Annotated in this window: 23 protein-coding genes and 1 pseudogene; 10 read left to right on the top strand and 14 right to left on the bottom strand. The window is 63.5% G+C overall.

What is annotated here, in order from left to right; all coding sequences use genetic code 11:
• Positions 1-259: pseudogene (locus J4D28_RS29170) on the top strand (alpha/beta hydrolase); the annotation flags it as partial.
• Between the two features lie 26 nt (positions 260-285).
• On the opposite strand, the gene J4D28_RS29175 reads toward J4D28_RS29170, so the two are convergent.
• Together J4D28_RS29175 and J4D28_RS29180 are read right to left on the bottom strand one after the other, a co-directional pair.
• Entirely contained in the window at positions 286-1653 is a 1368-nt protein-coding gene (locus J4D28_RS29175) for an erythromycin esterase family protein (RefSeq protein WP_103331871.1), read from the bottom strand.
• A 371-nt stretch (positions 1654-2024) separates the two neighbouring features.
• On the bottom strand, positions 2025-2567 hold the full coding sequence (locus J4D28_RS29180; RefSeq protein ID WP_016702980.1) for an Hsp20/alpha crystallin family protein: 543 nt from the start codon (positions 2565-2567) through the stop codon (positions 2025-2027).
• Positions 2568-2775: 208 nt separating this feature from the next.
• Between J4D28_RS29180 and J4D28_RS29185 the strand changes: the two genes are divergently transcribed.
• The 7 genes from J4D28_RS29185 to J4D28_RS29215 are packed head-to-tail and all read left to right on the top strand — an operon-like array spanning position 2776 to position 9073.
• The gene (locus J4D28_RS29185; protein WP_103331869.1) at positions 2776-3456 is read left to right on the top strand and encodes a thermostable hemolysin; all 681 of its coding nucleotides are present in this window, start codon (positions 2776-2778) and stop codon (positions 3454-3456) included.
• Positions 3446-4927, top strand: a complete 1482-nt coding sequence (locus J4D28_RS29190; protein ID WP_103331868.1) for an AMP-binding protein — start codon at positions 3446-3448, stop codon at positions 4925-4927. The genes J4D28_RS29185 and J4D28_RS29190 overlap by 11 nt, the downstream gene beginning before the upstream one ends.
• Entirely contained in the window at positions 4924-5598 is a 675-nt protein-coding gene (locus J4D28_RS29195) for a TenA family transcriptional regulator (protein WP_016702982.1), read from the top strand. The genes J4D28_RS29190 and J4D28_RS29195 overlap by 4 nt, the downstream gene beginning before the upstream one ends.
• The gene (locus J4D28_RS29200; protein ID WP_103331867.1) at positions 5585-6394 is read left to right on the top strand and encodes an SDR family oxidoreductase; all 810 of its coding nucleotides are present in this window, start codon (positions 5585-5587) and stop codon (positions 6392-6394) included. Before J4D28_RS29195 ends, J4D28_RS29200 begins: the two co-directional genes overlap by 14 nt.
• Positions 6391-7035 (top strand): tetratricopeptide repeat protein, encoded by a 645-nt coding sequence (locus tag J4D28_RS29205; protein WP_016702983.1) that lies wholly within the window; start codon positions 6391-6393, stop codon positions 7033-7035. The genes J4D28_RS29200 and J4D28_RS29205 overlap by 4 nt, the downstream gene beginning before the upstream one ends.
• 11 nt (positions 7036-7046) lie before the next feature.
• Positions 7047-7709: a response regulator gene (locus tag J4D28_RS29210; RefSeq protein ID WP_009049018.1), complete on the top strand. Its 663-nt coding sequence runs from the start codon at positions 7047-7049 to the stop codon at positions 7707-7709.
• Positions 7706-9073 (top strand): HAMP domain-containing sensor histidine kinase, encoded by a 1368-nt coding sequence (locus J4D28_RS29215; RefSeq protein ID WP_009049019.1) that lies wholly within the window; start codon positions 7706-7708, stop codon positions 9071-9073. The genes J4D28_RS29210 and J4D28_RS29215 overlap by 4 nt, the downstream gene beginning before the upstream one ends.
• 71 nt (positions 9074-9144) lie before the next feature.
• Here J4D28_RS29215 and J4D28_RS30600 read toward each other — a convergent pair whose 3' ends face one another.
• The 8 genes from J4D28_RS30600 to J4D28_RS29255 all read right to left on the bottom strand — a co-directional run bounded on the left by J4D28_RS30600 (position 9145) and on the right by J4D28_RS29255 (position 15096).
• Complete coding sequence (locus J4D28_RS30600; protein ID WP_080684229.1) at positions 9145-9462, bottom strand: DUF2933 domain-containing protein; 318 nt, start codon at positions 9460-9462, stop codon at positions 9145-9147.
• A gap of 99 nt (positions 9463-9561) precedes the next feature.
• Positions 9562-9780, bottom strand: coding sequence for a hypothetical protein (locus J4D28_RS29225; protein WP_016702986.1), 219 nt, complete (start codon positions 9778-9780; stop codon positions 9562-9564).
• Entirely contained in the window at positions 9777-11960 is a 2184-nt protein-coding gene (locus tag J4D28_RS29230) for a heavy metal translocating P-type ATPase (RefSeq protein ID WP_103331866.1), read from the bottom strand. Before J4D28_RS29230 ends, J4D28_RS29225 begins: the two co-directional genes overlap by 4 nt.
• A 25-nt stretch (positions 11961-11985) precedes the next feature.
• Positions 11986-12255, bottom strand: coding sequence for a DUF5676 family membrane protein (locus J4D28_RS29235; protein ID WP_103331865.1), 270 nt, complete (start codon positions 12253-12255; stop codon positions 11986-11988).
• A complete protein-coding gene (locus tag J4D28_RS29240) occupies positions 12252-12932 on the bottom strand; it encodes an isoprenylcysteine carboxylmethyltransferase family protein (protein ID WP_009049022.1) in 681 nt (226 codons plus the stop codon). The genes J4D28_RS29235 and J4D28_RS29240 overlap by 4 nt, the downstream gene beginning before the upstream one ends.
• 154 nt (positions 12933-13086) lie before the next feature.
• Entirely contained in the window at positions 13087-13494 is a 408-nt protein-coding gene (locus J4D28_RS29245) for a hypothetical protein (RefSeq protein WP_038632405.1), read from the bottom strand.
• Between the two features lie 106 nt (positions 13495-13600).
• Positions 13601-13996, bottom strand: coding sequence for a hypothetical protein (locus J4D28_RS29250; RefSeq protein WP_103331870.1), 396 nt, complete (start codon positions 13994-13996; stop codon positions 13601-13603).
• A gap of 176 nt (positions 13997-14172) precedes the next feature.
• Positions 14173-15096: a LysR family transcriptional regulator gene (locus J4D28_RS29255; RefSeq protein WP_009049025.1), complete on the bottom strand. Its 924-nt coding sequence runs from the start codon at positions 15094-15096 to the stop codon at positions 14173-14175.
• A gap of 110 nt (positions 15097-15206) precedes the next feature.
• On the opposite strand from J4D28_RS29255, the gene J4D28_RS29260 reads away from it, so the two are divergent.
• Together J4D28_RS29260 and J4D28_RS29265 are read left to right on the top strand one after the other, a co-directional pair.
• Positions 15207-15959 carry a 3-oxoacyl-ACP reductase family protein gene (locus tag J4D28_RS29260; RefSeq protein ID WP_009049026.1) on the top strand — a complete coding sequence of 251 codons (753 nt, stop codon included), beginning with the start codon at positions 15207-15209 and terminating at the stop codon, positions 15957-15959.
• A gap of 10 nt (positions 15960-15969) precedes the next feature.
• Positions 15970-16563 carry an NADPH-dependent F420 reductase gene (locus J4D28_RS29265; protein ID WP_016702995.1) on the top strand — a complete coding sequence of 198 codons (594 nt, stop codon included), beginning with the start codon at positions 15970-15972 and terminating at the stop codon, positions 16561-16563.
• 26 nt (positions 16564-16589) lie between these two features.
• Here J4D28_RS29265 and J4D28_RS29270 read toward each other — a convergent pair whose 3' ends face one another.
• The 4 genes from J4D28_RS29270 to J4D28_RS29285 all read right to left on the bottom strand — a co-directional run bounded on the left by J4D28_RS29270 (position 16590) and on the right by J4D28_RS29285 (position 21773).
• Positions 16590-17612 carry an XdhC family protein gene (locus J4D28_RS29270; protein WP_101282478.1) on the bottom strand — a complete coding sequence of 341 codons (1023 nt, stop codon included), beginning with the start codon at positions 17610-17612 and terminating at the stop codon, positions 16590-16592.
• Positions 17613-17691: 79 nt separating this feature from the next.
• Complete coding sequence (locus tag J4D28_RS29275; RefSeq protein ID WP_103331864.1) at positions 17692-19041, bottom strand: cytochrome c; 1350 nt, start codon at positions 19039-19041, stop codon at positions 17692-17694.
• Between the two features lie 15 nt (positions 19042-19056).
• A complete protein-coding gene (locus J4D28_RS29280; protein ID WP_103331863.1) occupies positions 19057-21306 on the bottom strand; it encodes a molybdopterin cofactor-binding domain-containing protein in 2250 nt (749 codons plus the stop codon).
• Positions 21306-21773, bottom strand: coding sequence for a (2Fe-2S)-binding protein (locus J4D28_RS29285; RefSeq protein ID WP_103331862.1), 468 nt, complete (start codon positions 21771-21773; stop codon positions 21306-21308). Before J4D28_RS29285 ends, J4D28_RS29280 begins: the two co-directional genes overlap by 1 nt.
• Positions 21774-22127 lie beyond the last annotated feature (354 nt).

The following is a 22127-nucleotide window of genomic DNA, read 5'->3' on the forward strand; positions in this document are numbered from 1 at the left end:
GGTCAGCCGGGGAGGGCGCACCGATCTGGCGGGGCCTGCGCTGTCTCGGGTGAAGGCACCGACCCTGCAGATCGTCGGCGCACAGGACCCGGTGGTGTTCGGCCTGAATTGCCAGAGCAGTCGTGCCCTGCAGTGTGAGCAGCGCCTGGAAGTCGTGGCTGGCGCCACGCATCTGTTTGAAGAGCCCGGTGCCCTCGAGGAAGTCGCCAGGCTTGCTGGCGACTGGTTTGAGAAGTATCTGCACGCCCCCCCTCCATAGAGGGGGCTGGCATTCGTTGACCGGCCTCACACACCGAACGGAAAGGTTTCGTCTTCCGGTTCCAGCTCCTGGCTTTTCGGCAGTGGCAGCGCCGTTACCGGTTTCGTTTGCTCGATCCAGATCATGGCGTCGAACTGTTCGGCCAGCACCGCTTCGAAGTAGTGACTGCCACGCTCGCTCTCGGGGCGATAAATCACACCGATGGCTCGCTCCAGCAAGGGTTTGGAAAGGGCTCGACGCAGTTCTTTTCGCTGTGGATCGCGCCAGTCGGTCAATGACGCGGCGACGCCGGCCTTGAGGAACTGATACTCCCAGCTGTCCGGGCGCGACGGCCGGATATCCTTGATCAACAGGTCGCCATCCCAGTCATCAGCCGCAGCCACCTGGCCACGATCAGTGCCCATGCCGATCAGGACGACCTCTCGCCCGAAGGCACTGCGGCACAGTTGACCGATATTGAACTGGCCCTTCCAGCCCATCTCCGTGGCTGCCGCATTGCCGATATGGGAGTTGTGCGCCCATACCACGGCCTTGGCTTGCGGGCCTCGGTGTTCAAGCAGCGCGCGCAACGTATCGAACATATGTCGGTCGCGCAGGTTCCAGGAGGCCGTCGAACCTCGATAAATCGCGCGGTAGTACTGTTCCGCCGCCAGCACCACCCGGGCGTTTTGCGCCGCATCGAAGAACGCCTCGTCGTCCTTGATAAGCCCGGCCAGTTGCTCGGCCAGCAGGCTGTTGAGCTGTTCGATCACTGACTGCTCACACGGCATCAGGCCACCGCGCTCGACGAAGTGACCGTAGCGCGCCGGATCATCCTGCCAGGGCGTCAAGCAGCCATAGCGCTGGCGAGCTTCACGGGCCAGCTGCGGGTCGACCCGGTCCAGATAGCTCAGGACTTCATGAATGGAGTTGCGCAAACTGTAAACGTCCAGGCCACGGAATTCGACGCGGCGCTGCGGGGCGTGCTGGTGGTTGAATTGGTGCAGCCAGTGGGCGAATCCCTTCACTTCGGTGTTGCGCCACATCCAGGTCGGGAATCGGCTGAAGATATGGCGTTTCCAGGCCGAGTGTGCCAACCCGCGCACGTAACGGTCGACATGGCCCGCGTCCGGCCAGTCGGCTTCAACGGCAACGATATTGAACCCGTGCTGCTCGATCAGCCTTCGGGTGATCGCTGCCCGGGCTTGATAGAAGTCGCTGGTGCCATGACTGGCCTCGCCGATCATCACCACACGCGCCTCCGCGTAGCGGTCGAACATTTCACCGAAAGCGGGCGAATCCAGCTCCGGCAGGGGCTCGGCGTATTGGCGCAAGAGCGGGGTAATGGCGGCCTGGTCAATGTGCGCAGGCAAGCCGTACAGACTATCGAGCATGTCTTGGGAAGGGGTGTTCATGACGGTCATCCCCATCAGGATGGATTACCCGACGTGCAGCATCACGTCGACTGCCAGGAGCACAGGCGGAGGCGTTTCATTCAACGTCTCAGGCTTGCGCCGCCTCAGCCATCATTCCTACGCCTGCAGACCGTCGCCCGCTTGAGTTTTATCAATAAGGTGCCGCCTGCAGTCATTGCGCCTGGCTGGAAAAAACGACGCGCTCGATGCCCGTTCGCTGACCGAACTCAAACGAGTTCTGCAACTTGTTCCAACTGCCGCTGGTTGACGCTCGGGACGAACTCGCCTGTATCGACTAGTCCTCTTATCCATGGCGTTGACAACAAAAAGCCCCATGCCGGGTTCCCGGCAAGGGGCAGGCTGGTCCGGACTCAATCGGCTTTGATCGGCACGACTTTCTCGGCCTTCATGGCTTCGGGCTTTTTCGGTAGCGAGATGCTCAGCACGCCTTTGCTGAAACTGGCTTCGATCTTATCGGCGTCGACACCTTTGGGCAGGTTGAACACCCGCTCGAAGGAGCCGTAGTGACGCTCGCTGAGGTGATAGCCTTTTCTTTTCTCTTCCTTGTCCTCTTTCTTTTCTCCCTTGATGATCAGGCAGCCGTTGGACAGCTTGAGCTCGATGTTCTTCTGATCCATGCCCGGCAGTTCGGCGGAGATCTCGAAGCTCTTGTCTTTTTCGGTAATGTCCACGGCGGGCAGGCCATGGCCGATCAGCTCGCGCCGCCAGAGCGGCTCGACATCGAACAGCCCGCGGCTGAAGGGAGACAGGCCGGAGCCGCGATTGAAATCTTCGAACAGGTGATCGACCTGCTGCCGCAGTTTTTCCAGGGGCCGCCAGAGGTCTGTCGTCAGCGATGGCTGACGGGCCTTGTCTTCGCTGGTCACTGGCATTTTTTTCACGGAACTGCTCATTTTTCACTACTCCTCTTGGGTAAAGGGCAGGTTGCGAACGCTAAGTGTCAATTTCTGCGTAAATGCCCGGTTCGTGTTTGATTTAGGTCAGAAGCCGGAAAGCATTTCGTCGCCCCAGCCGTCCTGCCGGATCGTTTCGCCACCTTCAGATTCCGTTAAGAAACACCACCGATACTCCTCCCGAACTTAACCAGGGAGGCATCCATCCATGCCCCATCACGACTGGCACATCCCTCTGCCTCTGCACTTCGGCCAAGCCGAAGCGCCGCCGATGTGCCTTGCCAGGGCCTTGCCGGGCGAGCCTCAGCGTCCGCTCCTCGAAGCCTTTATCCAGCGCCGTTTCCGCAAGGCCCACGGTGCCGACATCCGTCATTTCATGCCGCAGCTGTTTGGCATGCGCAACAACGCATCGGGTGAACTCTGTGCCGTGGCCGGCGTGCGCCTGGCAAGCCACGAGCAACTGTTCCTGGAGCGCTATCTGGACGATCCGATCGAGCCGCTGATCAGCGCAGCAGCCGATCGCGCCGTGGACCGGGCAGGCATCGTCGAGGTCGGCAACCTGGCCGCCAGCGATACGGGCAGTGCACGGCTGAGCATCATCGCCATGACCTACCTGCTGGCCATGGGGGACCTGGAATGGGTGGCGTTCACCGGCAACATCGGGCTGGTGAACAGCTTTCATCGCCTGGGCCTGAAACCCGTGACCCTCTGTGCCGCCGACCCACAGCGGCTGGGCGATGAGCGACACAGCTGGGGCAGCTATTACGAGAGCAAGCCTTGGGTGCACGTTGGCAACATTCGCGCCGGTTTCATTCATCTACGCAACATCGGGATGTTCGATCGCCTCGGGTTGCCGTCGTCTTTTGCAGAGGTCAGCCATGTCGCCTGAAAGGGAGCGCTTCAAGCAGGTTCTGCGTGACCATGCCGAGCACAGGCCCAATGCCATTGCCTTGTGGGGCGATCACCTGAAGCTGGACTACGCCACGTTGTACGCACAAGTGATGCAGCGCCAGCAGCGTTTGCGCGACGAAGGCGCCAAGGTGGTTGCCCTGGCCCTGGACAATGGCGTCGAAGCCATGCTCTGGGACCTGGCCGTGCTGTTCGAAGGCCTGACGTGCGTGCTATTGCCGCCGTTCTTCAGCCCGGCCCAGCGCGCCCATTGCCTGGAACAGAGCCAGGCAGGCTGGGTGATTGCCGAACCGGAACTGGACGCCGAGCTGGAAACGGCCGGCTACGAGCAGGCCGCAACCTTCTGGCGTCGCACCTTCAGTGGCCCGGGCCGGATGTTCGAAGGCACTGCCAAACTGACCTTCACCTCGGGCACCACCGGCGCTCCCAAAGGCGTGTGCCTGAGCGCCGAGAGCATTCTACGGGTCGCTCGCGAGCTGGATCAGGCCAGCAAACCGGCGGATCCGCAGCACCACCTTGCGCTTCTGCCGCTGGCGATCCTGTTGGAAAACCTCGGCTGTTATGCCGCCTTGTATGCCGGCGTGACCCTGAGCCTGCCCAGCCAGAAAACCCTGGGCATCCAGGGTGCCAGTGGCGTTGATGTACCGCGCCTGCTCGGTTGCCTGGCCAGCCGAGCGCCCCAGAGCCTGATCCTGGTGCCGCAGCTGTTGCAGGTGCTGGTCGGCGCCGCCGAACACAAAGCCTTCAACCCCGGCACGCTGCGTTTTGCCGCGGTGGGCGGGGCACGGGTTTCTGCAGCGCTGCTGCAGCGGGCGCAACGCGTCGGCCTGCCGGTCTATGAAGGTTATGGCCTGTCCGAATGCGCATCGGTGGTTTGCCTTAACCGGCCAGAGGCGAACCGCCCCGGCAGTGTCGGCCAGCCGCTGCCCCATGTGCAGGTCCGCCTGGGCGAAGACGGCGAAGTGCTGATCAAGGGTGCGACCTTGCTCGGCTACCTGGGCGAACCGCCGCACACCGATCAATGGTGGCCCAGCGGCGATCTCGGCGAGTTCGACCCCGATGGCTTTCTTTACCTCAAGGGGCGCAAGAAGCATCAGTTCGTCACCAGTTTCGGGCGCAACGTGAACCCGGAATGGGTCGAGGCCGAATTGACCCAGCGCCGCCATATCGCCCAGGCGTTCGTCTATGGCGAAGCCATGCCGCGCAACCGTGCACTGCTCTGGCCCCATCGCCCGGACTGCACCGACGATGAACTGGCCGCCGCCGTGACCGAGGCCAACGAGGCCTTGCCCGATTACGCCCAGGTCCACCACTGGGCCCGGCTGGATCAACCCTTCACCTTTGCCAATGGCCTGCTGACCGCCAATGGCCGGCCGCGTCGCGACGCCATCGTCGAGCGTTACCGGGCGCAACTGACCGAATCCCTACCTTGCGAGGAATCCGCATCATGAGTTTTTTTGACCGCCTGCAAGAAGCTACCCACCAGGAACGTAACGAGCTGTTCAACCTGCCGATCATTCTCGACGCCCTGCAGGGCCAGGTCAGCCTGGACAGCTACCGGGCCTTCCTGGCGCAGGCCTATTACCACGTGCGCCACACCGTGCCCTTGATGATGGCCTGCGGTGCACGCCTGCCGCTGCGCCTGGAGTGGCTGCGCAAAGCGGTGTGCGAGTACATCGAGGATGAATACGGCCATGAACAATGGGTGCTCGATGACATCGAGGCCTGCGGCGGCGACAGGGACGAGGTGCGCAACGGTCGTCCCTCCTTGCCAATCGAATTGATGGTCAGCTTTCTCTACGACCTGATCGCCCGGGACAATCCGGTGGGGCTGTTCGGCATGGTCAATGTGCTCGAGGGCACCAGCATTGCCCTGGCCACCCATGCCGCTGGCAGCATTCGCCAGCGCCTGGGCTTGCCGGAAACGGCCTTCAGCTACCTCAGCTCCCATGGCTCGCTGGATGTCGAGCACATGCAGACTTACCGCCGGCTGATGAACACCCTCGACGATCCGGCCGACCAGGCTGCGGTCATTCATGCGTCCAAGGTGGTCTACAGGCTTTACACCGACATGTTCCGCGGCTTGCCCCGCGGCGGGGAGGCGCTGCATGCGCCTGTCTGACGCTCGCGTAGTACTCACCGGGGCCAGCGGCGGCATTGGCCTGGCGATCGCCGGCGCCCTGTGCGCCAGTGGCGCCAAGGTCCTGGCGGTGGCGCGCCGGCGCGACCCCCTGGAGCCTTTGCTCGCCCGTTATCCCGGCCAGTTGTGCTGGGTGGCGGCGGACCTGACCTTCCTCGCCGACCGGCGCAAAGTGCTGACTACCGCGCAGGCCATGGGCGGCATCAACCTGCTGATCAATGCCGCCGGGGTCAATCACTTCGCCATGCTCGAACAGCTCGATGACAGCGACATCAATGCGATGCTGGCGGTGAACATCGGCGCGCCGGTCTGCCTGACCAAGACCTTGCTGCCACTGCTCAAGCAAGCCGAGAGCGCGATGGTGGTGAACGTCGGCTCGACCTACGGTTCCATCGGCTACCCCGGTTATGCCGTTTACTGCGCCACCAAGTTTGCCTTGCGCGGGTTTTCCGAAGCCCTGCGCCGGGAACTGGCAGACACCCGGGTCGGTGTTCTGTATGTCGCGCCACGGGCCACCCATACCAGCATGAACAGCCCGGCGGCCCAGGCCTTGAATGACGCCCTCAAGTCCAATGTCGACGATCCGCAGACCGTCGCCTCGGCGGTGATCCACGCCATCGCCGGTGACCGCCGTGACCTGTACCTGGGCTGGCCGGAGCGCTTTTTCATGCGCCTCAACAGCCTGCTGCCCAATCTGGTGGACCGCGGCCTGCGCAAGCAGTTGCCGTTGATCCGTCGCCTGAGCCAGAAACCTGATAACGAGCATCTCAAACCATGAAAAAACTCATCATTGGTCTGCTGCTGGGGGCCTTGGGCCAGAGCGTCTGGGCGCTGGAGCCCGCCGACCAGCAACGCCTGAACGGTATCCAGCAACGCTGGGCACAGATTCAATACGAACTCCCGGAAGAGCAGCGCAGCGCCGCGTTCGAACAACTGGCCAGCCAGACCTCCGCGTTCACCCAGGAGCGTCAATCGCTGGCCGAAGCCTGGATCTGGTCCGGCATCGTCACCAGCAGCTGGGCCGGCGCCCAGGGCGGTCTCGGCGCGCTGAGCAAGGCCAAGGCGGCGAAGGGCTACCTGGAAAAAGCCATGACCCTGGACCCCCAGGCCCTGCAAGGCTCGGCCTACACGAGCCTGGCCGCACTGTACGACCGGGTGCCGGGCTGGCCCATCGGCTTCGGTGACGCGGAAAAAGCCGAACAGTTACTCAAGCAGGCCTTGCAGGTGAACCCCAACGGCATCGACAGTCTGTACTTCTGGGGCGATCATCTCTACCGTCAAAAACGCTACGGCGAAGCCCGGGACGCGCTGCAAAAGGCCCTGCGGGCAGCCCCGAGGCCCGGCCGGGAAACCGCCGACGCCGGGCGCCGCAAGGAAATCGAGGCACTGCTGGTGGACGTGAACAAGAAACTCAACTGACAGGAGTCCGTGTGCGCTTACTACTGATTGAGGATGACGTGGCCCTCGGCGAGGGGATCCAGCATGCCCTGGAACGCGAGGGCTACACCGTCGACTGGCTGCAGGATGGGAGCAGCGCCTTGCATTCGCTGCTCAGCGAAACCTTTGACCTGGCCGTGCTCGACCTCGGCCTGCCGCGCATGGACGGCCTGGATGTGCTGCGGCGCTTGCGTGACAGTGGCTGCAACCTCCCGGTGCTGATCCTCACCGCCCGGGATGCCACGGAAGACCGTATCGCCGGGCTCGACGCCGGGGCCGACGACTACCTGATCAAGCCCTTCGACCTGGCCGAACTCAAGGCGCGCCTGCGCGCCTTGCTGCGGCGCAGCGCCGGCCGTGCCCAGATGCTGATCGAGCATGCAGGCATCAGCCTGAACCCCGGCACCCAGCAAGTCAGCTATCTGGGCGAGCCGGTGGCCCTGACCCCCAAGGAATACCAACTGCTCCACGAACTGTTGTCGCCGCCTGGCCGCGTGATCACCCGCGACCACCTGATGCAGTTGCTCTACGGCTGGAGCGAGGAGGCGGAAAGCAACACCCTGGAAGTGCATATCCACCACCTGCGCAAGAAGTTCTCCAGCCATCTGATCCGGACCGTCCGGGGCGTCGGTTACCTGGTGGAAGGGCGCCCATGACCTCCATCAGGCGCCGTACCCTGAGGTTGATCCTCGGGCTGTTGTTCCTTGGCCTGCTGATCATGACCGTGCTCAATCTGCACGACAGCAATCATGAAATAGACGAGGTCTACGACGCCCAGCTGGCGCAGAACGCTCGCCTGCTGCAAGGGATCATGCGCATGCCGATGGCCAGCAAGGAGCACGCCGAGCTGTATCAGGCGTTCAACCAGGCGCTGGGCCAGGCAGCCCCCAAAGTCGATGGCCACCCCTATGAAAGCAAGATCGCGTTCCAGGTCTGGAACGCCCAGGGCGAGCTGTTGGTCCACACCTTGAGCGCGCCGGCCTTTGCCGCGGCGTCGGCCGCGCCCGGCTTCAGTGACGTGACCGATCCAAGTAGCCATAAATGGCGGGCATTCACCCTGGATGACACGCAATACGGCCTGAAGATATGGGTCGGTGAGCGGGACGATGTGCGTGCCGACCTGGTGGATCGGATTGTTCGTCACACCGTTGTCCCTAATCTGCTTGGCGCCCTGATGCTCGCCGCGGTGATCTGGCTGGCAATCGGCTGGGGCTTGAAACCGCTGGAGGATATGGCGGCGACGCTGCGCGCGAGGCATCCCGGCTCTCTCGAACCGTTGCAGTTGATGCCACTGCCCACCGAGCTTGAGCCCATGCAGGCGGCACTCAACCGGGTGCTGGCACAGATCCAGGAAGTCATGGGCCGTGAACGGCGTTTTATCGCTGACGCCGCCCATGAAATGCGCACGCCATTGGCGGTGCTCAGGGTGCATGCGCAGAACCTGATGGAGGAGGGGAGCGAGGAGGATCGCCGTGAATCGCTCGAGCATTTGATTGCCGGCGTGGACCGCACCACTCGGCTGGTCAATCAGTTGCTGACGATGGCTCGTATCGAGCCGCAAACGGACACTCCGGCGGCCCCCAGCATCGATCTGGCGGCGACGGTTCGCGACAGCCTGGTCCAGCTGACGCCCTGGTTGTTGGACCAGGGGCTCGAACTGGCTTTCGATGTCGACGAAGACATCGGCCGGGTCAGGGTCAATGCGGCCGCCATCGATATCGCCCTGAACAACCTGGTGACCAACGCGGCAAACTTTTCGCCGCCCCACGGGCTGATCAGGGTGCGACTGGCGAAGCAACAGGATCACTACGAACTGTCCGTCGAAGACCAGGGGCCGGGAATCGATGAGGCTGAACGCGAGCGGCTCTTCGAACGTTTCTATAGCCGCGGAAACGCTCAGGGAGCAGGGTTGGGGCTGACTATCGTGCAGGCCATCGCAGCGCGCCTGGGCGGGCAGATCAGGCTGGAGAATAGCCACGCTGGCGGGCTGCGGGCGACGTTGGAGATTCGTCGCTTTTAATGCAGCCAGGGCCCACGACGCCAACCGAAGCTCGATGAGCTTCGTTGCATTGCGCAGGTACGACGAATCCGTCATGCAGGGCGGTCGGGATACTTCCTGTTGCCATCGGGTAGGCCCGTATGTTCCTGGTCATTGCCAGCGTCGCCGGGGTGATGGCCACAGCCACTGCCATGTTCAGCCCTGTCAGCGTGTCCATGTCTGCCATGCCCATGCCCACGATGCATGAAGACATGCATCAGGGGGCAGGCCAGGAGCAGCAGGAATGGCAGATACGGCACGACATGGGCCCTGTGCTCGGTGAACAGGAAATAACCGACGATGGCAAGGAAGCCTAAAAAGTACCCGTTGATACCTCTTGCGCGATGCTGGGGCACGTTATGTTGATTCATGACAGCACTCCTGAGGGAGCTGGAGGGACGGTTATGACGCAAGACCTGTGGTTTTGCTGTGTCGCGTCGGCCATTTGGAGTGTTGAGCCGGATCGGATGTCAAGGCAGCTTCTTCCTTTTCAGTTGCCGATGCGCCTCGGCCATATCCTTGTCAAACTGGCGGACGCCGCGAAAAAGTTGCACCCCGACCAAGACCGGGCACAGCAGGAATAACCCCGCCAGGACAAACGATTGGCCCGTCAGCCCCAACAGGTAAACCACTGTTGCAATACCCACAACACTCACCAGGAGGCAGATTGCAAGAACTTCGCGCTTCATGATCCGGGCTCCTGGCTCAAGCCAATACGGGCACGTTTGAGCAGCGCGGAGTTGGCAATCACCGACAACGAGCTGAGTGCCATGGCGGCGGCAGCGATGATGGGATTGAGCAGGCCAAAGGCTGCGATGGGAATGCCGACGCTGTTGTAGATGAACGCCCAGAACAGGTTCTGTTTAATCTTGACCATGGTCGCGCGCGACAGCTTGATCGCCGTGACCACGTCACGCACATCGTTCTTGAGCAAGATGATGCCGCCGGTTTCCTTGGCGACATCCGAACCCGAGCCGATGGCGATGCCGATGTCGGCGGTGGCCAGGGCCGGCGCATCGTTGACACCATCGCCAACCATGGCCACGACCTGCCCATCGCTTTGCAATTGACGGATCACGGCGGCCTTGTCATCCGGCAAGACCTCGGCGATCACCCGCTCGATGCCGACCTGGCGCGCGACCGCTTCGGCGGTACGGTGGTTATCGCCACTCAGTAGCACGACCTTGATGCCGCTTGCCTGCAATGCCGCAACGGCTTCAGCCGCTTCGGGCTTGATGGTATCGGCCACGGCAATCACCCCGAGCAGGCGTTCATCGGCACCGACCAGCATGGAGGTCTTGCCATCGGCTTCCAGGCGGATGAGGTGCTCTTCGGCCGCTTCGGTCGAAATGCCTTGGCGGGCGCACAATCGCCGGTTGCCCAGCCAGATGTGTTGATTGTCGACACGGCCTTCGATGCCGTGGCCGGCGATCCCCTGGATGCCGGTGGCTTGCGGCAAGCGGATGCCACGATGCCGGGCGGCGCGCACTATCGCTGCGCCGAGCGGATGTTCCGAACCGGACTCCACGGCGGCGGCGAGCATCAAGACCTCGTTTTCCTGTGCGGTCCCCAGCGTGATGACTTCGGTTACATTCGGTTCGCCTCGGGTAATGGTGCCGGTTTTGTCGAACACCACCGTCCGCAGTTTTTCTGCCCGCTCCAAGACTTCGCCGCCGCGGATAAGGATGCCGTTATCGGCCCCCTTGCCCACACCGACCATTAATGCGGCCGGCGTCGCCACGCCCAGCGCGCAGGGGCAGGAAATGATCAGAACCGCGATAAAGGCCAATAATCCCTGGGCAAAGTTTCCCGCAAGGGACCAGCCGATCAGGGCCAGCATCGCGACTGCCAGCACTGCGGGCACGAAGTAGGCGGTGACCTGATCGGCCAGCCGCTGGATCTGTGCCGTGCTGGCCTGCGCCTCCTCGACCATCTTGATAATCTGCGCCAGCGCGGTGTCGGCACCGATCCTGCTCGCCTTGAAACGCAATACCCCGCTGCCATTGAGCGTGCCTCCGATCAGCGGACTGCCCGGGTGCTTGTCGACGGGCATCGACTCGCCGGTCAGCATGGACTCATCCACCGTGGACTGGCCTTCACTCACGTCGCCATCGGTAGGGATTTTTTCGCCTGGCTTGACTATCAGCAACTCGCCGGCCATGACGCTCTCGGCAGGCAGGTCGACTTCTTGCCCGTCACGCATCACATGGGCGATCGCCGGTTTGAGATCGAGCAAGCGCCGTACCGCGGCAGAGGACTTCTTCTTGATGATCTCCTCCATGTACCTGCCCAGCAGCACGAAGGCGATGATGACCGCCGACACCTCGAAATAGACGTCGCGCTCGGCCACCTTGACTGGCAGCACGTCCGGGAAGAACAACACCACGACGCTGTAGAAATAGGCGACTGAGGTGCCGAGGGCGATCAGAAAATCCATGTTGATGTTACGGGTGCGAACGGCGTTCCACGCCCCCTTGTAGAAACTCCAGCCACCGATGAACTGCACCGGTGTGACCAGCAGGAATAGCCAGATGCCCCATGTGAACCAGGGGAGCGCCGGGATCGGCACCCACGTCAGCAGCGTGGCGCCCGCCGCCAGTGCAACGAAGGCGCCTGCACGCAGCAGCGCCAAGGCCAGAACCCCGGTCAGGGCGATAGTGACCCGGGTTTTCATCGCCTTCAGTTCACGTTCTGGCGACTCGAAGGTGCGCAGGCAGGTATCGCTGCAAAAGTAATAGCGGCGCCCGCCACGTTCTCGTGACAAGGCTGTGGTCTTGTCCACCATCATTCCGCAGATCGGATCCTTCGCCATGGTTTCTGATGCGAGCGCCTGCCGATGGTGGCTGTGCTGCATGTGCGACGGGTTCATTGCGGCCTCCTGCTCGAAGCGGTTATCAGGGCCGGCCATGGAGCTTGTTGGACAGCCACGCGAACACGGTGCCGACGATTGCGCCCCACGTACTAAAGACCAGCAGCGGCCCGACGAATGTCGTCACGCTGTAGTCCCGTGGCGCCTGGAGGCGAGCAAAGTCGAGGCCATGGAACAAGGCACTGAGAAAAGCGACACCCTGCGCCGGCCACAGCGCATAGAGCAGCGCACAAAGGGTGTAGGAAATGGCCATGGTCAGGGCCAGAGAAATGCCGGTTTTCCAGGGAGCGTTCATGACTGTTCTCCTGGGCCCGGAGGGGCACCAGTAGGGGGGCTGTGAGGGGTTGTCCAGGGCAGGAATGCCGGCGTCTGTTGCGAGTAAGTGCGGTAGGTATCGCCGAAATGCGCAAGCATCTCCTGTTCTTCCCGCTTCGCCAGCCTGGCGTAGACCACCAGGAGGATTGGAAACATCACCAGGGTGATCAAGGTAGGCCACTGCAACAGAAAGCCGAACATGATCAGCACGAAGCCGACGTACTGCGGGTGACGGATCCGCGCATAGGGCCCGTCGAGGGCCAGTTGCCCGGTACTTTGGGCCGTGTAGAGCACACGCCAGGCGGCCGCCAATAACCAGAAGCCGCCGGCGATCAGCAAGTTGCTGAGAATGTGGAATGGCCCCCAGTGCGGATTGACCTTCCAGCCCATGACCATTTCCAGCAAATGCCCGGCATCGTGCGAAAGGAAGTCGATGCCAGGGAAGTTGCGCGTGAGCCAGGGCATCAGCAGGTAGATCGTCAGCGGAAACCCGTACATTTCGCTAAACAGCGCCACCAGGAACGCCGAGAACATGCCAAAGGAGCGCCAATCGCGGTTCGTCCTGGGCCGGGTGAAGCTGAAGGCGAACAAGATGAACACTAATGAATTGATAATGACCAGCGACCAGAGGCCGTAGGCCGGTTCAGCATGATTCATGGTTGGCGCTCCTCACTTGCCAGGTGTGTTTGCCGTTCATGCCTTTACTGATGATCGCCGTGGCGTGGGGCATGAACAGCTGCACAAGTGGGCAGTCAGTGTCGGCTCGGCCAGTGACTTCGCCTTGCCGGATTCTTGGCGACACACATCAGGTTCATTTCTTCATTGGCATATCCATCATCGACGACTGTTGCTCCATCATCTGCATCATCATGTCCATCATGCCTTTGCCTGCGCCGTCCTTGGCTCCGGACATCCCCATGCACCCCATGGAGCTCTGCTCCTTGCTCATCATGGCCATGCCGTTCTTCAGCGCTTTCATGCCTTCCTGCAGGGCGGCCTGGCGCTCGGCAGGCGTTTTAGCCGCCGCGGCCTTGTCATGGGCAGCCTGCATTTTCTCCATCTGCTCGGTCATGGCGTCAGTCATGGCCGTTGGCGCCGGTGCCGTGCTCTGGATTGCTCCGCCTGGAGCATCGGCCGGGTGATGCGCGTCCTCGGCAGAGGCCATGAGTGCTCCACCAGCCAAGACGGCAGCCAGGACGAATGTTGAATGTTTATGCATGATGAACTCCTGAGTTCGTGGGGGAATAAGCAGGAATGACAGAGGCACGAAAAGCGGCGCAGCAGAACGGAGCGACCCGTGCTCTGCCAGTTTGAAAACAGGGGGGCTAATCGTTGAAGCGGACGAAAGCCAGGCGGGCCGGTTCTTTCGGCGGGGCAGGGCGCTTCAGTGCAAGGGCGGCAAAGGAGAAATCCTTCACGGGATCGAGCACCAGTATGACTGCCGCAGTTAACAGCAAGAGGGCGGCCCACTGGAGGGCGCCCAATGCTGGATGCTGCAATGCAGGTTTTATCGCCGTGACAGTGTCCTCACAGCTTTGCAGGCAACCACTGGCGTGGAGGGCATGATCATCCGCCACCTGCTGCTCGGCATAATGTGGCGCGGCTATCTCGTGATTCGGTTGCACCAGGCAACCCTGGATGGCCATCACGCCCATGGCTGACACCCACACCACGAGGGTGAGGTGCAACAGGCGTTGGCGATGACGGCGGAACCAGGACATGAAGTACAACCTCGACTGATGGTGTCGTATTGATTTCAGTCTAGCCAGCAAGGCAATGGAGAGTTTGATCAAAATCAAACTTCAGTAACAGGGTGTGCGCGATCGACCGAAGAATACCCGCGGTTTCTGAAGCGCGAGATTGCAGCGATCTGTGTTGAAGGCCAGTGCAGGCATATTCAGTTGGCATCGAAGCGCTTCGCCCATTGCTGCTCGCGGGCATGATTCACCAGCAGGTCTACGAAGACACGCGTCTTGGCCGGCAGCAGCTTCTGGCCAGCGAAGTACAGTGAGATAGGCCCCGCGTCGACATGCCAGCCCGGCAGTATCCGTTCAAGGGCGCCACTTTCCAGCGGGCCAAGCACATCGGGAATCGCCAGCAGCGCGACCCCCAATCCCATGAGAGCGCTCTGGCAAAGTGCTTGAGGGTCGTTGACCAACAACCGTGGGCGCAATTCCAGTGCCGCCCGCTGCTCCTTGGGACCTTGAAGTGTCCAACTGCGGACCTTGCCGCTTTGTAGCGAGCGCATGGCCAGATGCTCGAGGTCATTCAACTGCTCAGGACGACGTACAAGAGGGTGCCTGGACAGGTAGTCCGGCGCGGCTACGAGAACCAGATGCGCCGGCGCCAGATCCCTGGCGACCACTCCGGGCGAAAGTTCGATCCCACCTCCGATGGCAACGTCAAATCCATCGGCGATAAGTTCCACCTGGCGATTGTCGAAGTGCCACTCAGGAACCACGGCCGGATATCGCTTCATGAACTGCGGCATCAACGGCAGCAGGTAGTCACGGCCAAAAGCGGGTGCCGCGGAAATACGCAGCACTCCAGCCGGTTCTCCGGCGTGACGGGTCACATCGGCAATCGCAGCCTGGACAGTCTCCAGCCCACCCTCGAGATTGCCGAGAAAGCGCTCCCCAGCCTCGGTCAGGGCCAGTCGGCGCGTACTGCGTTGAAACAGCCGTACCCCCAGGTTGGCCTCCAGTTGGGCGACATTCCTGCTCACTGCAGCGGGCGTGATACCCAGGCGCCGTGCGGCGGCAGAGAAACTGCCTGCCTCTGCGCTGCGAACAAAGGATTGCAGATTGGCCAGGGTCTCCATGATCGATACCTTCAAGTAAACGTTGAAAGTGATTCTAGCCACTCCCTACTACTTGATGAAAAAAGAAAAGCGTTTCATAGCCTCACCAACCACCACCTGAGGCTCACGCCATGAACCCTGCAATTCTTCCTCTCTCTGGCAAGATCGCCATCGTCACCGGCGGCTCACGCAGCATTGGGGCGGCCATTGCCAAACGCCTGGCCGCAGACGGCGCCTCTGTCGCCATCACTTACAACGCCTCGCCAGACCGTGCCGCGGCCCTGGTCGAGGAGATCGCCTCCGCCGGCGGTCGAGCTGTCGCGTTGGCTGCCGACGCTGGAAACCCCGAGGCTGTACGCGCAGCCGTGCAGCAAGTCGCCACGTTATTCGGCAAGGTCGATATCCTGGTCAACAACGCCGGTATCAGTGTCCTGGGGGCTCCTGAAGACATTGCTTTCGAAGACTTCCAGCGCATCCTTGCGGTGAATGTCACCGGTGTCTTTGTGGCCACCCAGGAGGCGCTCAAGCATATGGGGCAGGGTGGGCGGATCATTCATATCGGCAGCTCGATGGTGCAGTACGCCGCTTTCGCCACAGCCTGCGCCTACACCCTGACCAAGGGGGCCGTGGCGGGCTTCAGCCGAGGCCTGGTGCGAGACCTGGGACCACGCGGTATTACCGTGAATACCGTTCACCCCGGGCCGACCGATAGCGACATGAACCCCGCCGATGGTCCGGTGGCCGACTTCGTCCGTCCCAATATCGCCGTGGGACGTTACGGAGAAGGCCAGGACATCGCCAGCGCAGTGGCCTATCTGGCCAGCCCCGAGGCCAGTTTCGTCACGGGTGCCGAGTTGCTGATCGATGGCGGCTTTACCGCCTGAGGAGCCCGTCATGAGCATAAGCATCATTGGTGCCGGGGCCATTGGCAGTGCCATCGCCAGGTTACTGACGCAGGCCGGCCTGGAAGTCAGCATCGCCAATAGCCGTGGCCCCGAAAGCCTTGCGTCGTTGATCGCCGATCTGGGGCCCAAGGCTCGAGCCGTTACGACTGCACAAGCTGCCTTGGCAGACCTGGTCTTCCTGGCGGTGAACTGGTCGAAGATCCCATCGGCACTTGTTGGCCTGGGGCCATGGGAAGGACGGGTTGTGGTGGATACCAACAATCCGATTGAGGCGCCGCTGTTCACCCCCTTTGACCTGGGAGGCAAACCTTCGACCCAGGTCGTGGCGCACAGGCTGCCCGGGGCGCGTGTGGTCAAGGCATTCAACCATCTACCGCCGCATCTGCTGGCCACCCCGAACGCCGAAGGGGGCAAGCGCGTGTTGTTCATCTCTGGCGAGCATGCGGACGCCAAGCAACAGGTCATCGAGCTGATCAGGCAATTGGGGTTCCATGGCGTCGACTTGGGTGACTTGCAGCAAGGGCAACTGGCGCAGTTTCCCGGAGGGCCTTTGCCGGCGCTCAACCTGGTCAAACATGGCTAACGAGTAGGTTCAAGGAATCCCTGGGATCAGGCCACGGACGCCTCTTGCTCGCGGGCCTGCTTGGCGCTTGAAATGTCGACGGCGCGGGGCAGGGCGACGCCGTTCTTGGCGGCGAGGATCTCGGCCATGACGCTCACGGCGATCTCGGCGGGTGTCTTGCTGCCGATGTAGATCCCGATCGGGCCGTGCAGGCGCTGGAGCGAGGCTTGGCTCTCGCCGAAGTGTTCGATCAGGCGCTCGCGGCGCAGCTGGCTGTTGCGCCGCGAACCGATCGCGCCGATGTAGAAGGCCGGGCTGTGCAGTGCCTCGAGCAGGGCCAGGTCGTCGAGCTTGGGGTCATGGCTGACGGCGACGATGCAACTGCGCAGGTCCGGGGCGAAGGCCCGCACCACATCGTCCGGCATGCCGAGCAACTGCTCCACGCCCGCCACGTTCCAGCCGTCGATGTATTCGGGGCGGGGGTCGCAGACCGCGACCCGGAAGCCGTTGAACAACGCCATGGTCGCCAGGTATTCGGCCAGCGCGCCGGCCCCGATCAGCAGCAGGCGGTAGCCGGGACCCAGGGTGTTGACCATCTGCTGGCCATCGAAGACGAACTGTTCCGGCGCCGTGCTGGTGGCCAGGGCCACCTGGCCGGTGCCCAGGTCCAGGCTGCGGCGCACCAGCTTGCCGGCGTTGAGCTGCGCCAGCAGTTGTCCGAGGGCGGGCCTCGATGGGGTGAATTCGAGGATCAGTTCCAGGGTGCCGCCACAGGGCAGGCCAAAGCGGTGGGCCTCGTCGGCGCTGATGCCGTAGCGCACCACCTGCGGCGGACCGTCCGGCAGGGCGTTGCCACTGTAGGCGCTGGTGTAGCGGTGGATCAGGTCGTCCTCGATACAGCCTCCCGAGACGCTGCCGACCACCCGACCATCGCCGCGCAGGGCCATCATCGAACCCACGGGGCGCGGCGAGGAGCCCCAGGTGCGGGCCACAGTGGCGAGCAGGACGCGATGGCCGGCCTGGAGCCAGTCATGGGCGGTACTCAGGACCAGTAGATCGATGCTTTCCATGGGGGCCTCTGTTGTTCATGCAAGGGGCTGCTGGCAAACCCGGTCCTGGTGGAGAGGGATCGCCTGCAAGCCCCCGCTTTCAGCGCATGTGCAGGATGATCGGGCTGCTGCTGGCCGGGTCGGTATGCCCGCGCAGCTTGCCGACCGCTTGCGCATCGACCGCGCCTCCCTGGTTGCCCCAGGTGCCGCGCACGAAGGTCAGGACCTCGGCGATTTCCCGATCCGACAACTGCTCGCGAAAGGCCGGCATGCGGTAGGCATCCGGCACGCCGGCGGCGACCACGCGCTGCGAGCCGTTGAGGGTGATGTTGATCGCCGATGCATTCTCCTTGGCCAGGGCTGAAGTGGCTCCCGCCAAAGGCGGCATCCACTCGGCCTGGCCCTGGCCGTCCAGGCCATGGCAGGAGGCGCAGCGGGTCACGTAGGTGTGGGCTCCGGGGCTGTCCAGGCGGGCGGCGGACACATCCTGGTACTGCCAGGGCGTGCCGTCGCGCTGCGGATCGCCGGGCAGCGACTTGAGGTAGCGGGCGATCGCGGCCAGGTCCTCGTCGGCCATGAACTGGGTGGAGTTGTTGAACGCCTCGGTCATCGAGCCGTAGACCACCGCATGCTTGTTGCGCCCGGTCTTGAGGAACTGCACGATCTGCGGCTCGCTCCAGCGCCCCAATCCGCTGTTGGCGTCCTGGCGCAGGCTCGGTGCGTACCAGCCGTCGAGCAGGGCGCCGGCGAGGAACGGCGCGCCGGACTCGTCCAGGGCCTTCTCGTTGAATGCCAGGCCACGCGGGGTGTGGCAACTGCCGCAGTGGCCCGGCCCCTGGACGATGTAGGCGCCGCGGTTCCACAGCGCATCCTCGGCAGGCTTGGCCGCGTAAGGCGTGGTCGGAGCGAACAGGCCGTTCCACAGCGCAATGGGCCAGCGCATATTGAGCGGCCAGGGAATATCGCTGGGGACGTTGGGCTGGCTGGCCGGTTGCACGCCTTTCATGAAGAACGCGTACAGCGCGCGCATGTCATCGTCGCTGAGCTTGACGTAGGACGGGTAGGGCATGGCCGGGTAGAGCCGCCGGCCGCCCGGCGCGACGCCCTGGCGCACGGCGCGGTCGAAGTCGGCCAGGCTGTAGGCGCCGATGCCGGCGTCCCGGTCGGGGGTGACGTTGGTGGCGTGGATGGCGCCCAGCGGCGTGGCCATCTCCAGGCCGCCAGCGAACGGCGCCTTGCCCGGCAGGCTGTGGCAGGCCACACAGTCGCTGACTCGGGCGACATACTCGCCACGGCTCACCAGGGCAGGGTCGAAGCTGGCCGCCGCGGCCTGTTCCTGCTCGAAGGGCGAGGCGGGCTGGCGGGTCACATACCAGGCCAGCAGGCCTGCCGCGACCAGGCACGGCAAGGCCAGCCAGCCTGCGGTTCTTGCGAATCGGCGGTTATTCATGGGCAGTCCTTGTCGTTAGCTGAAGGTGTATCGGCTCAATGGCAGGCTACGGATGCGCTGGCCGGTCAGCCGCGCTACCGCGTTGGCCACCGCCGGCGCCACCGCGGGGAGCGGGGGCTCGCCGATGCCGCCCATCTTTTCGCCACTCTCGACAATCCGTACATGCACCCGCGCCATGCGTGAAGGCGGCAGGATCGGGTACAGGTCGTAGTTGCGCGCCCGTGGCTTGCCGTCGACGTAGACCGCTTCTTCCACCAACGCCTGGGACAACCCCAGGGCCACGGCGCCATTGACCTGGGCCTCGACGATCGCCGGGTTGACGATGCTGCCCGGGTCGATGGCCTGCCAGATGTCGTGGACCTTGACCTGGCCGCCTTCGATCGACACCTCGGCGATCACCGCCGTGTACGAGCCGAATGGCGAGGCCATGGCCACGCCGCGGGCGCGTCGAGTGCCGTCCTCGGCGGTGAACGGGCCACGCTTCCAGCCGCCGGACAGTTCGCCCACCGCCTGCAACAGCGTGGTCAGGCGCGGGTTGTCGCGCAGCAGGTGCTGGCGTAGCTCGTAGGGGTCGCGGCCGCCTTTGTCCGCCAGTTCGTCGAGGAAAGCTTCGTAGAAGAAGTCGTTGAGCGAGTTGCCCACCGAACGCCAGTAGCCGAGCATCACCGGCCCTTTGACGTAGATCTGCGCGATGCGCTTGTTGGCAATCGCGTAGGACTTGCCCGACAGACCTTCGAGGGCCGAGGGGTCGAGTTTTTCGCCCTGCTTGCCGGCGATGGCTTCGGTGGGGCCTTCGGTGGCGCTCACCGCTTCGATCGCCACCGGCAAGCCTTCGGCGTCCAGCGCGGCGCGGAACTTGACCACGGCGACCGGGCGCAGCGCATCGCGCACGAACTCTTCCTCGCGACTCCAGATCAGCTTGACCGGACGGCCGACGGCCTTGGCCAGGGCGATGGCCTGCGGGTAGGGATTGGCCGAGTCATAGAGGAAATGCCGGCCGAAAAAACCGCCCAGCAGCGGCGAGTGCAGGGTGATCTGCGAAGCAGAAAGGCCGGTGCGCCTGGCGATGTCGTCACGGAACATGTCCGGTGCCTGGTTGGGCAGCCAGACCTCCAGCGAGCCATCGGGGTTGTAGCGCGCCAGGGCCGAAGGCGGCTCCAGCTGGGCGTGGTTGAGGTACTGGTTGTGATAGGTGGCTTCGACCCGGGTCTTGGCGCTGGCCAGGGCGGCGGCCACGTCGCCTTCGTTCTCGTCGTCGCGGGCCGGGCCTTGCTGGGCGGCGAGAAAATCGCGGAACGCATCGCTGGAAAAATCGGCGGGCATCGCCCGCACCTTCGAATCGGCCGCCGCTTCCAGCCAGTCGACCTGGATGGCTTCCACTGCGCGTTTGGCGTGCCACCAGCGTTCGGCGACCACCGCCACCGCGCCGGGCAACTGGTGAACGGAGTGCACACCTTTCATGGCCTTGACCTGCGCCTCGTTGCGCAGGCTGCCCACGGTCATGCCCAGGCGCGGCGCGTGCTGCACGGCGGCATGGAGCATACCGTCGACTTTCAGGTCGATGCTGTACAGCGCCTTGCCGGTGGACTTTTCATAGGCATCGACGCGCCGTACCGGCTTGCCGATCCAGCGGAACTGGCTCGGGTCGCGCAGGGTGATGCTGGCCGGGTCGGGCACCGGCATATCCAGGGCGCGACCGGCCAGCTCGCCGTAGCCCAGGGAGCGACCGGAAGCGGCGTGCAGTACCCGGCCAGGCGCGGTGGACAGCTCGGCCACCGGGACGCCCAGCTGTTCGGCGCCGGCCTGCAGCAGCATGGCGCGGGCGAGGGCGCCCAGGCGGCGCATGGTCGGGTAGCTCATGCGCACCGACATGCTGCCGCCGGTGATGCGCAGACCGTTCTCCATCACCACGTAGGCTTCGCCAGGCGGCGCGCTCTCGACCACAAAGGTGGCGGGATCGGCATCCAGCTCTTCACCGACGATCTGGGCCATGGCGGTGTGGGTGCCTTGTCCGCCTTCCATGAAGGGGCTGAGCAGGCGCACGGTGCCATCCGGGCGAATCTCGAGAAACGCCGGGACCTGGGTCCCGCGTTCCGCGGCGGTGGCCGTGGCGGCCAGGGCCCGGGCCGAGCCGAGTGGCAGGCCGAAGCCGAGCACCAGCGCACCCACGGCGGTACCGGTCAGAAAGCGCCGGCGGGACAGGTTGACCGGCTCGTCCAGCGCCAGGTTCAGAAGTTCATTAGCGGAGTCGATGGGCTTGTTCATCAGGCGCTTTCCTTCTTGGCAGGCTGTGCGGCCAGGTCATGCACGGCGGTGCGGATGGTGTTGTAGGTGCCGCAGCGGCACAGGTTGACCATCGCCGCATCGATCTGCGCATCACTGGGCGCGGCGTTGTGCTTGAGCAGCGCGGTGGCCGCCATCACCTGCCCGGACTGGCAGTAGCCGCACTGCGCCACCTGATGTTCGACCCAGGCGGACACCACACGCTTGCCGACCTCGTCCGTTTCGATCGCCTCGATGGTGGTCACCTCGCGGCCGACCACCCCGGCCACCGGGGTGACGCAGGCGCGCACCACGTTGCCGTCCACCAGCACGGAGCAAGCGCCGCACTGGGCCAGGCCGCAGCCGTACTTGGTGCCGGTCAGGCCCAGGTCATCGCGGATCACCCACAGCAACGGCGTGTCGGCGTCGGCATCGACCTGATAGGTCTTCTGGTTGATTCGTAGTTCCATGGCTCACCTGCTGATCATCGGTTGGTGTGTCGTTGTTTTTTCTTCAGGGAGGCGCTACGAGGCGCCTCCTTGGTCAAGAAACGCGGGTAAAGGCGCGGATACGCCAAGCCGCTGCCCCGTGCGCCGGGCTGGCCACAAGCACGTTGGAGTGGGCCGGCAGGCCCGGTGAGATAACGGGAAAATGCGAGGAGGTATCGAGAGTGTGTGCCAGGGGCGATGCCTGGCCGGCGCTGGCGTGGGTCATGGCGGCTGGCTCCTAGTGACCGGAACTCTAGCCCAGGGGCCAAGGGTTTCCTATCCGATACCCGGCAAGCTCATAGGATCAGGCAAGTATTCCAGAGGATTGCGCAAAAG

Source organism: Pseudomonas sp. GW531-T4, assembly GCF_017349615.1.
Classification (GTDB): Bacteria; Pseudomonadota; Gammaproteobacteria; order Pseudomonadales; family Pseudomonadaceae; genus Aquipseudomonas; species Aquipseudomonas chlororaphis_I.

Excerpts from the sequence above, each read along its gene's own strand:
- J4D28_RS29190 (WP_103331868.1), top strand. The coding sequence starts at position 3,446 with ATGTCGCCTGAAAGGGAGCGCTTCAAGCAGGTTCTGCGTGACCATGCC.
- J4D28_RS29260 (WP_009049026.1), top strand. The coding sequence starts at position 15,207 with ATGAACCCTGCAATTCTTCCTCTCTCTGGCAAGATCGCCATCGTCACC.
- J4D28_RS29175 (WP_103331871.1), bottom strand. The coding sequence starts at position 1,653 with ATGAACACCCCTTCCCAAGACATGCTCGATAGTCTGTACGGCTTGCCT.
- J4D28_RS29180 (WP_016702980.1), bottom strand. The coding sequence starts at position 2,567 with ATGAGCAGTTCCGTGAAAAAAATGCCAGTGACCAGCGAAGACAAGGCC.
- J4D28_RS29255 (WP_009049025.1), bottom strand. The coding sequence starts at position 15,096 with ATGGAGACCCTGGCCAATCTGCAATCCTTTGTTCGCAGCGCAGAGGCA.
- J4D28_RS29230 (WP_103331866.1), bottom strand. The coding sequence starts at position 11,960 with ATGAACCCGTCGCACATGCAGCACAGCCACCATCGGCAGGCGCTCGCA.
- J4D28_RS29205 (WP_016702983.1), top strand. The coding sequence starts at position 6,391 with ATGAAAAAACTCATCATTGGTCTGCTGCTGGGGGCCTTGGGCCAGAGC.
- J4D28_RS29270 (WP_101282478.1), bottom strand. The coding sequence starts at position 17,612 with ATGGAAAGCATCGATCTACTGGTCCTGAGTACCGCCCATGACTGGCTC.
- J4D28_RS29225 (WP_016702986.1), bottom strand. The coding sequence starts at position 9,780 with ATGAAGCGCGAAGTTCTTGCAATCTGCCTCCTGGTGAGTGTTGTGGGT.
- J4D28_RS30600 (WP_080684229.1), bottom strand. The coding sequence starts at position 9,462 with ATGAATCAACATAACGTGCCCCAGCATCGCGCAAGAGGTATCAACGGG.
- J4D28_RS29275 (WP_103331864.1), bottom strand. The coding sequence starts at position 19,041 with ATGAATAACCGCCGATTCGCAAGAACCGCAGGCTGGCTGGCCTTGCCG.
- J4D28_RS29200 (WP_103331867.1), top strand. The coding sequence starts at position 5,585 with ATGCGCCTGTCTGACGCTCGCGTAGTACTCACCGGGGCCAGCGGCGGC.
- J4D28_RS29240 (WP_009049022.1), bottom strand. The coding sequence starts at position 12,932 with ATGAATCATGCTGAACCGGCCTACGGCCTCTGGTCGCTGGTCATTATC.
- J4D28_RS29265 (WP_016702995.1), top strand. The coding sequence starts at position 15,970 with ATGAGCATAAGCATCATTGGTGCCGGGGCCATTGGCAGTGCCATCGCC.
- J4D28_RS29285 (WP_103331862.1), bottom strand. The coding sequence starts at position 21,773 with ATGGAACTACGAATCAACCAGAAGACCTATCAGGTCGATGCCGACGCC.
- J4D28_RS29185 (WP_103331869.1), top strand. The coding sequence starts at position 2,776 with ATGCCCCATCACGACTGGCACATCCCTCTGCCTCTGCACTTCGGCCAA.
- J4D28_RS29250 (WP_103331870.1), bottom strand. The coding sequence starts at position 13,996 with ATGTCCTGGTTCCGCCGTCATCGCCAACGCCTGTTGCACCTCACCCTC.
- J4D28_RS29280 (WP_103331863.1), bottom strand. The coding sequence starts at position 21,306 with ATGAACAAGCCCATCGACTCCGCTAATGAACTTCTGAACCTGGCGCTG.
- J4D28_RS29235 (WP_103331865.1), bottom strand. The coding sequence starts at position 12,255 with ATGAACGCTCCCTGGAAAACCGGCATTTCTCTGGCCCTGACCATGGCC.
- J4D28_RS29245 (WP_038632405.1), bottom strand. The coding sequence starts at position 13,494 with ATGCATAAACATTCAACATTCGTCCTGGCTGCCGTCTTGGCTGGTGGA.
- J4D28_RS29215 (WP_009049019.1), top strand. The coding sequence starts at position 7,706 with ATGACCTCCATCAGGCGCCGTACCCTGAGGTTGATCCTCGGGCTGTTG.
- J4D28_RS29195 (WP_016702982.1), top strand. The coding sequence starts at position 4,924 with ATGAGTTTTTTTGACCGCCTGCAAGAAGCTACCCACCAGGAACGTAAC.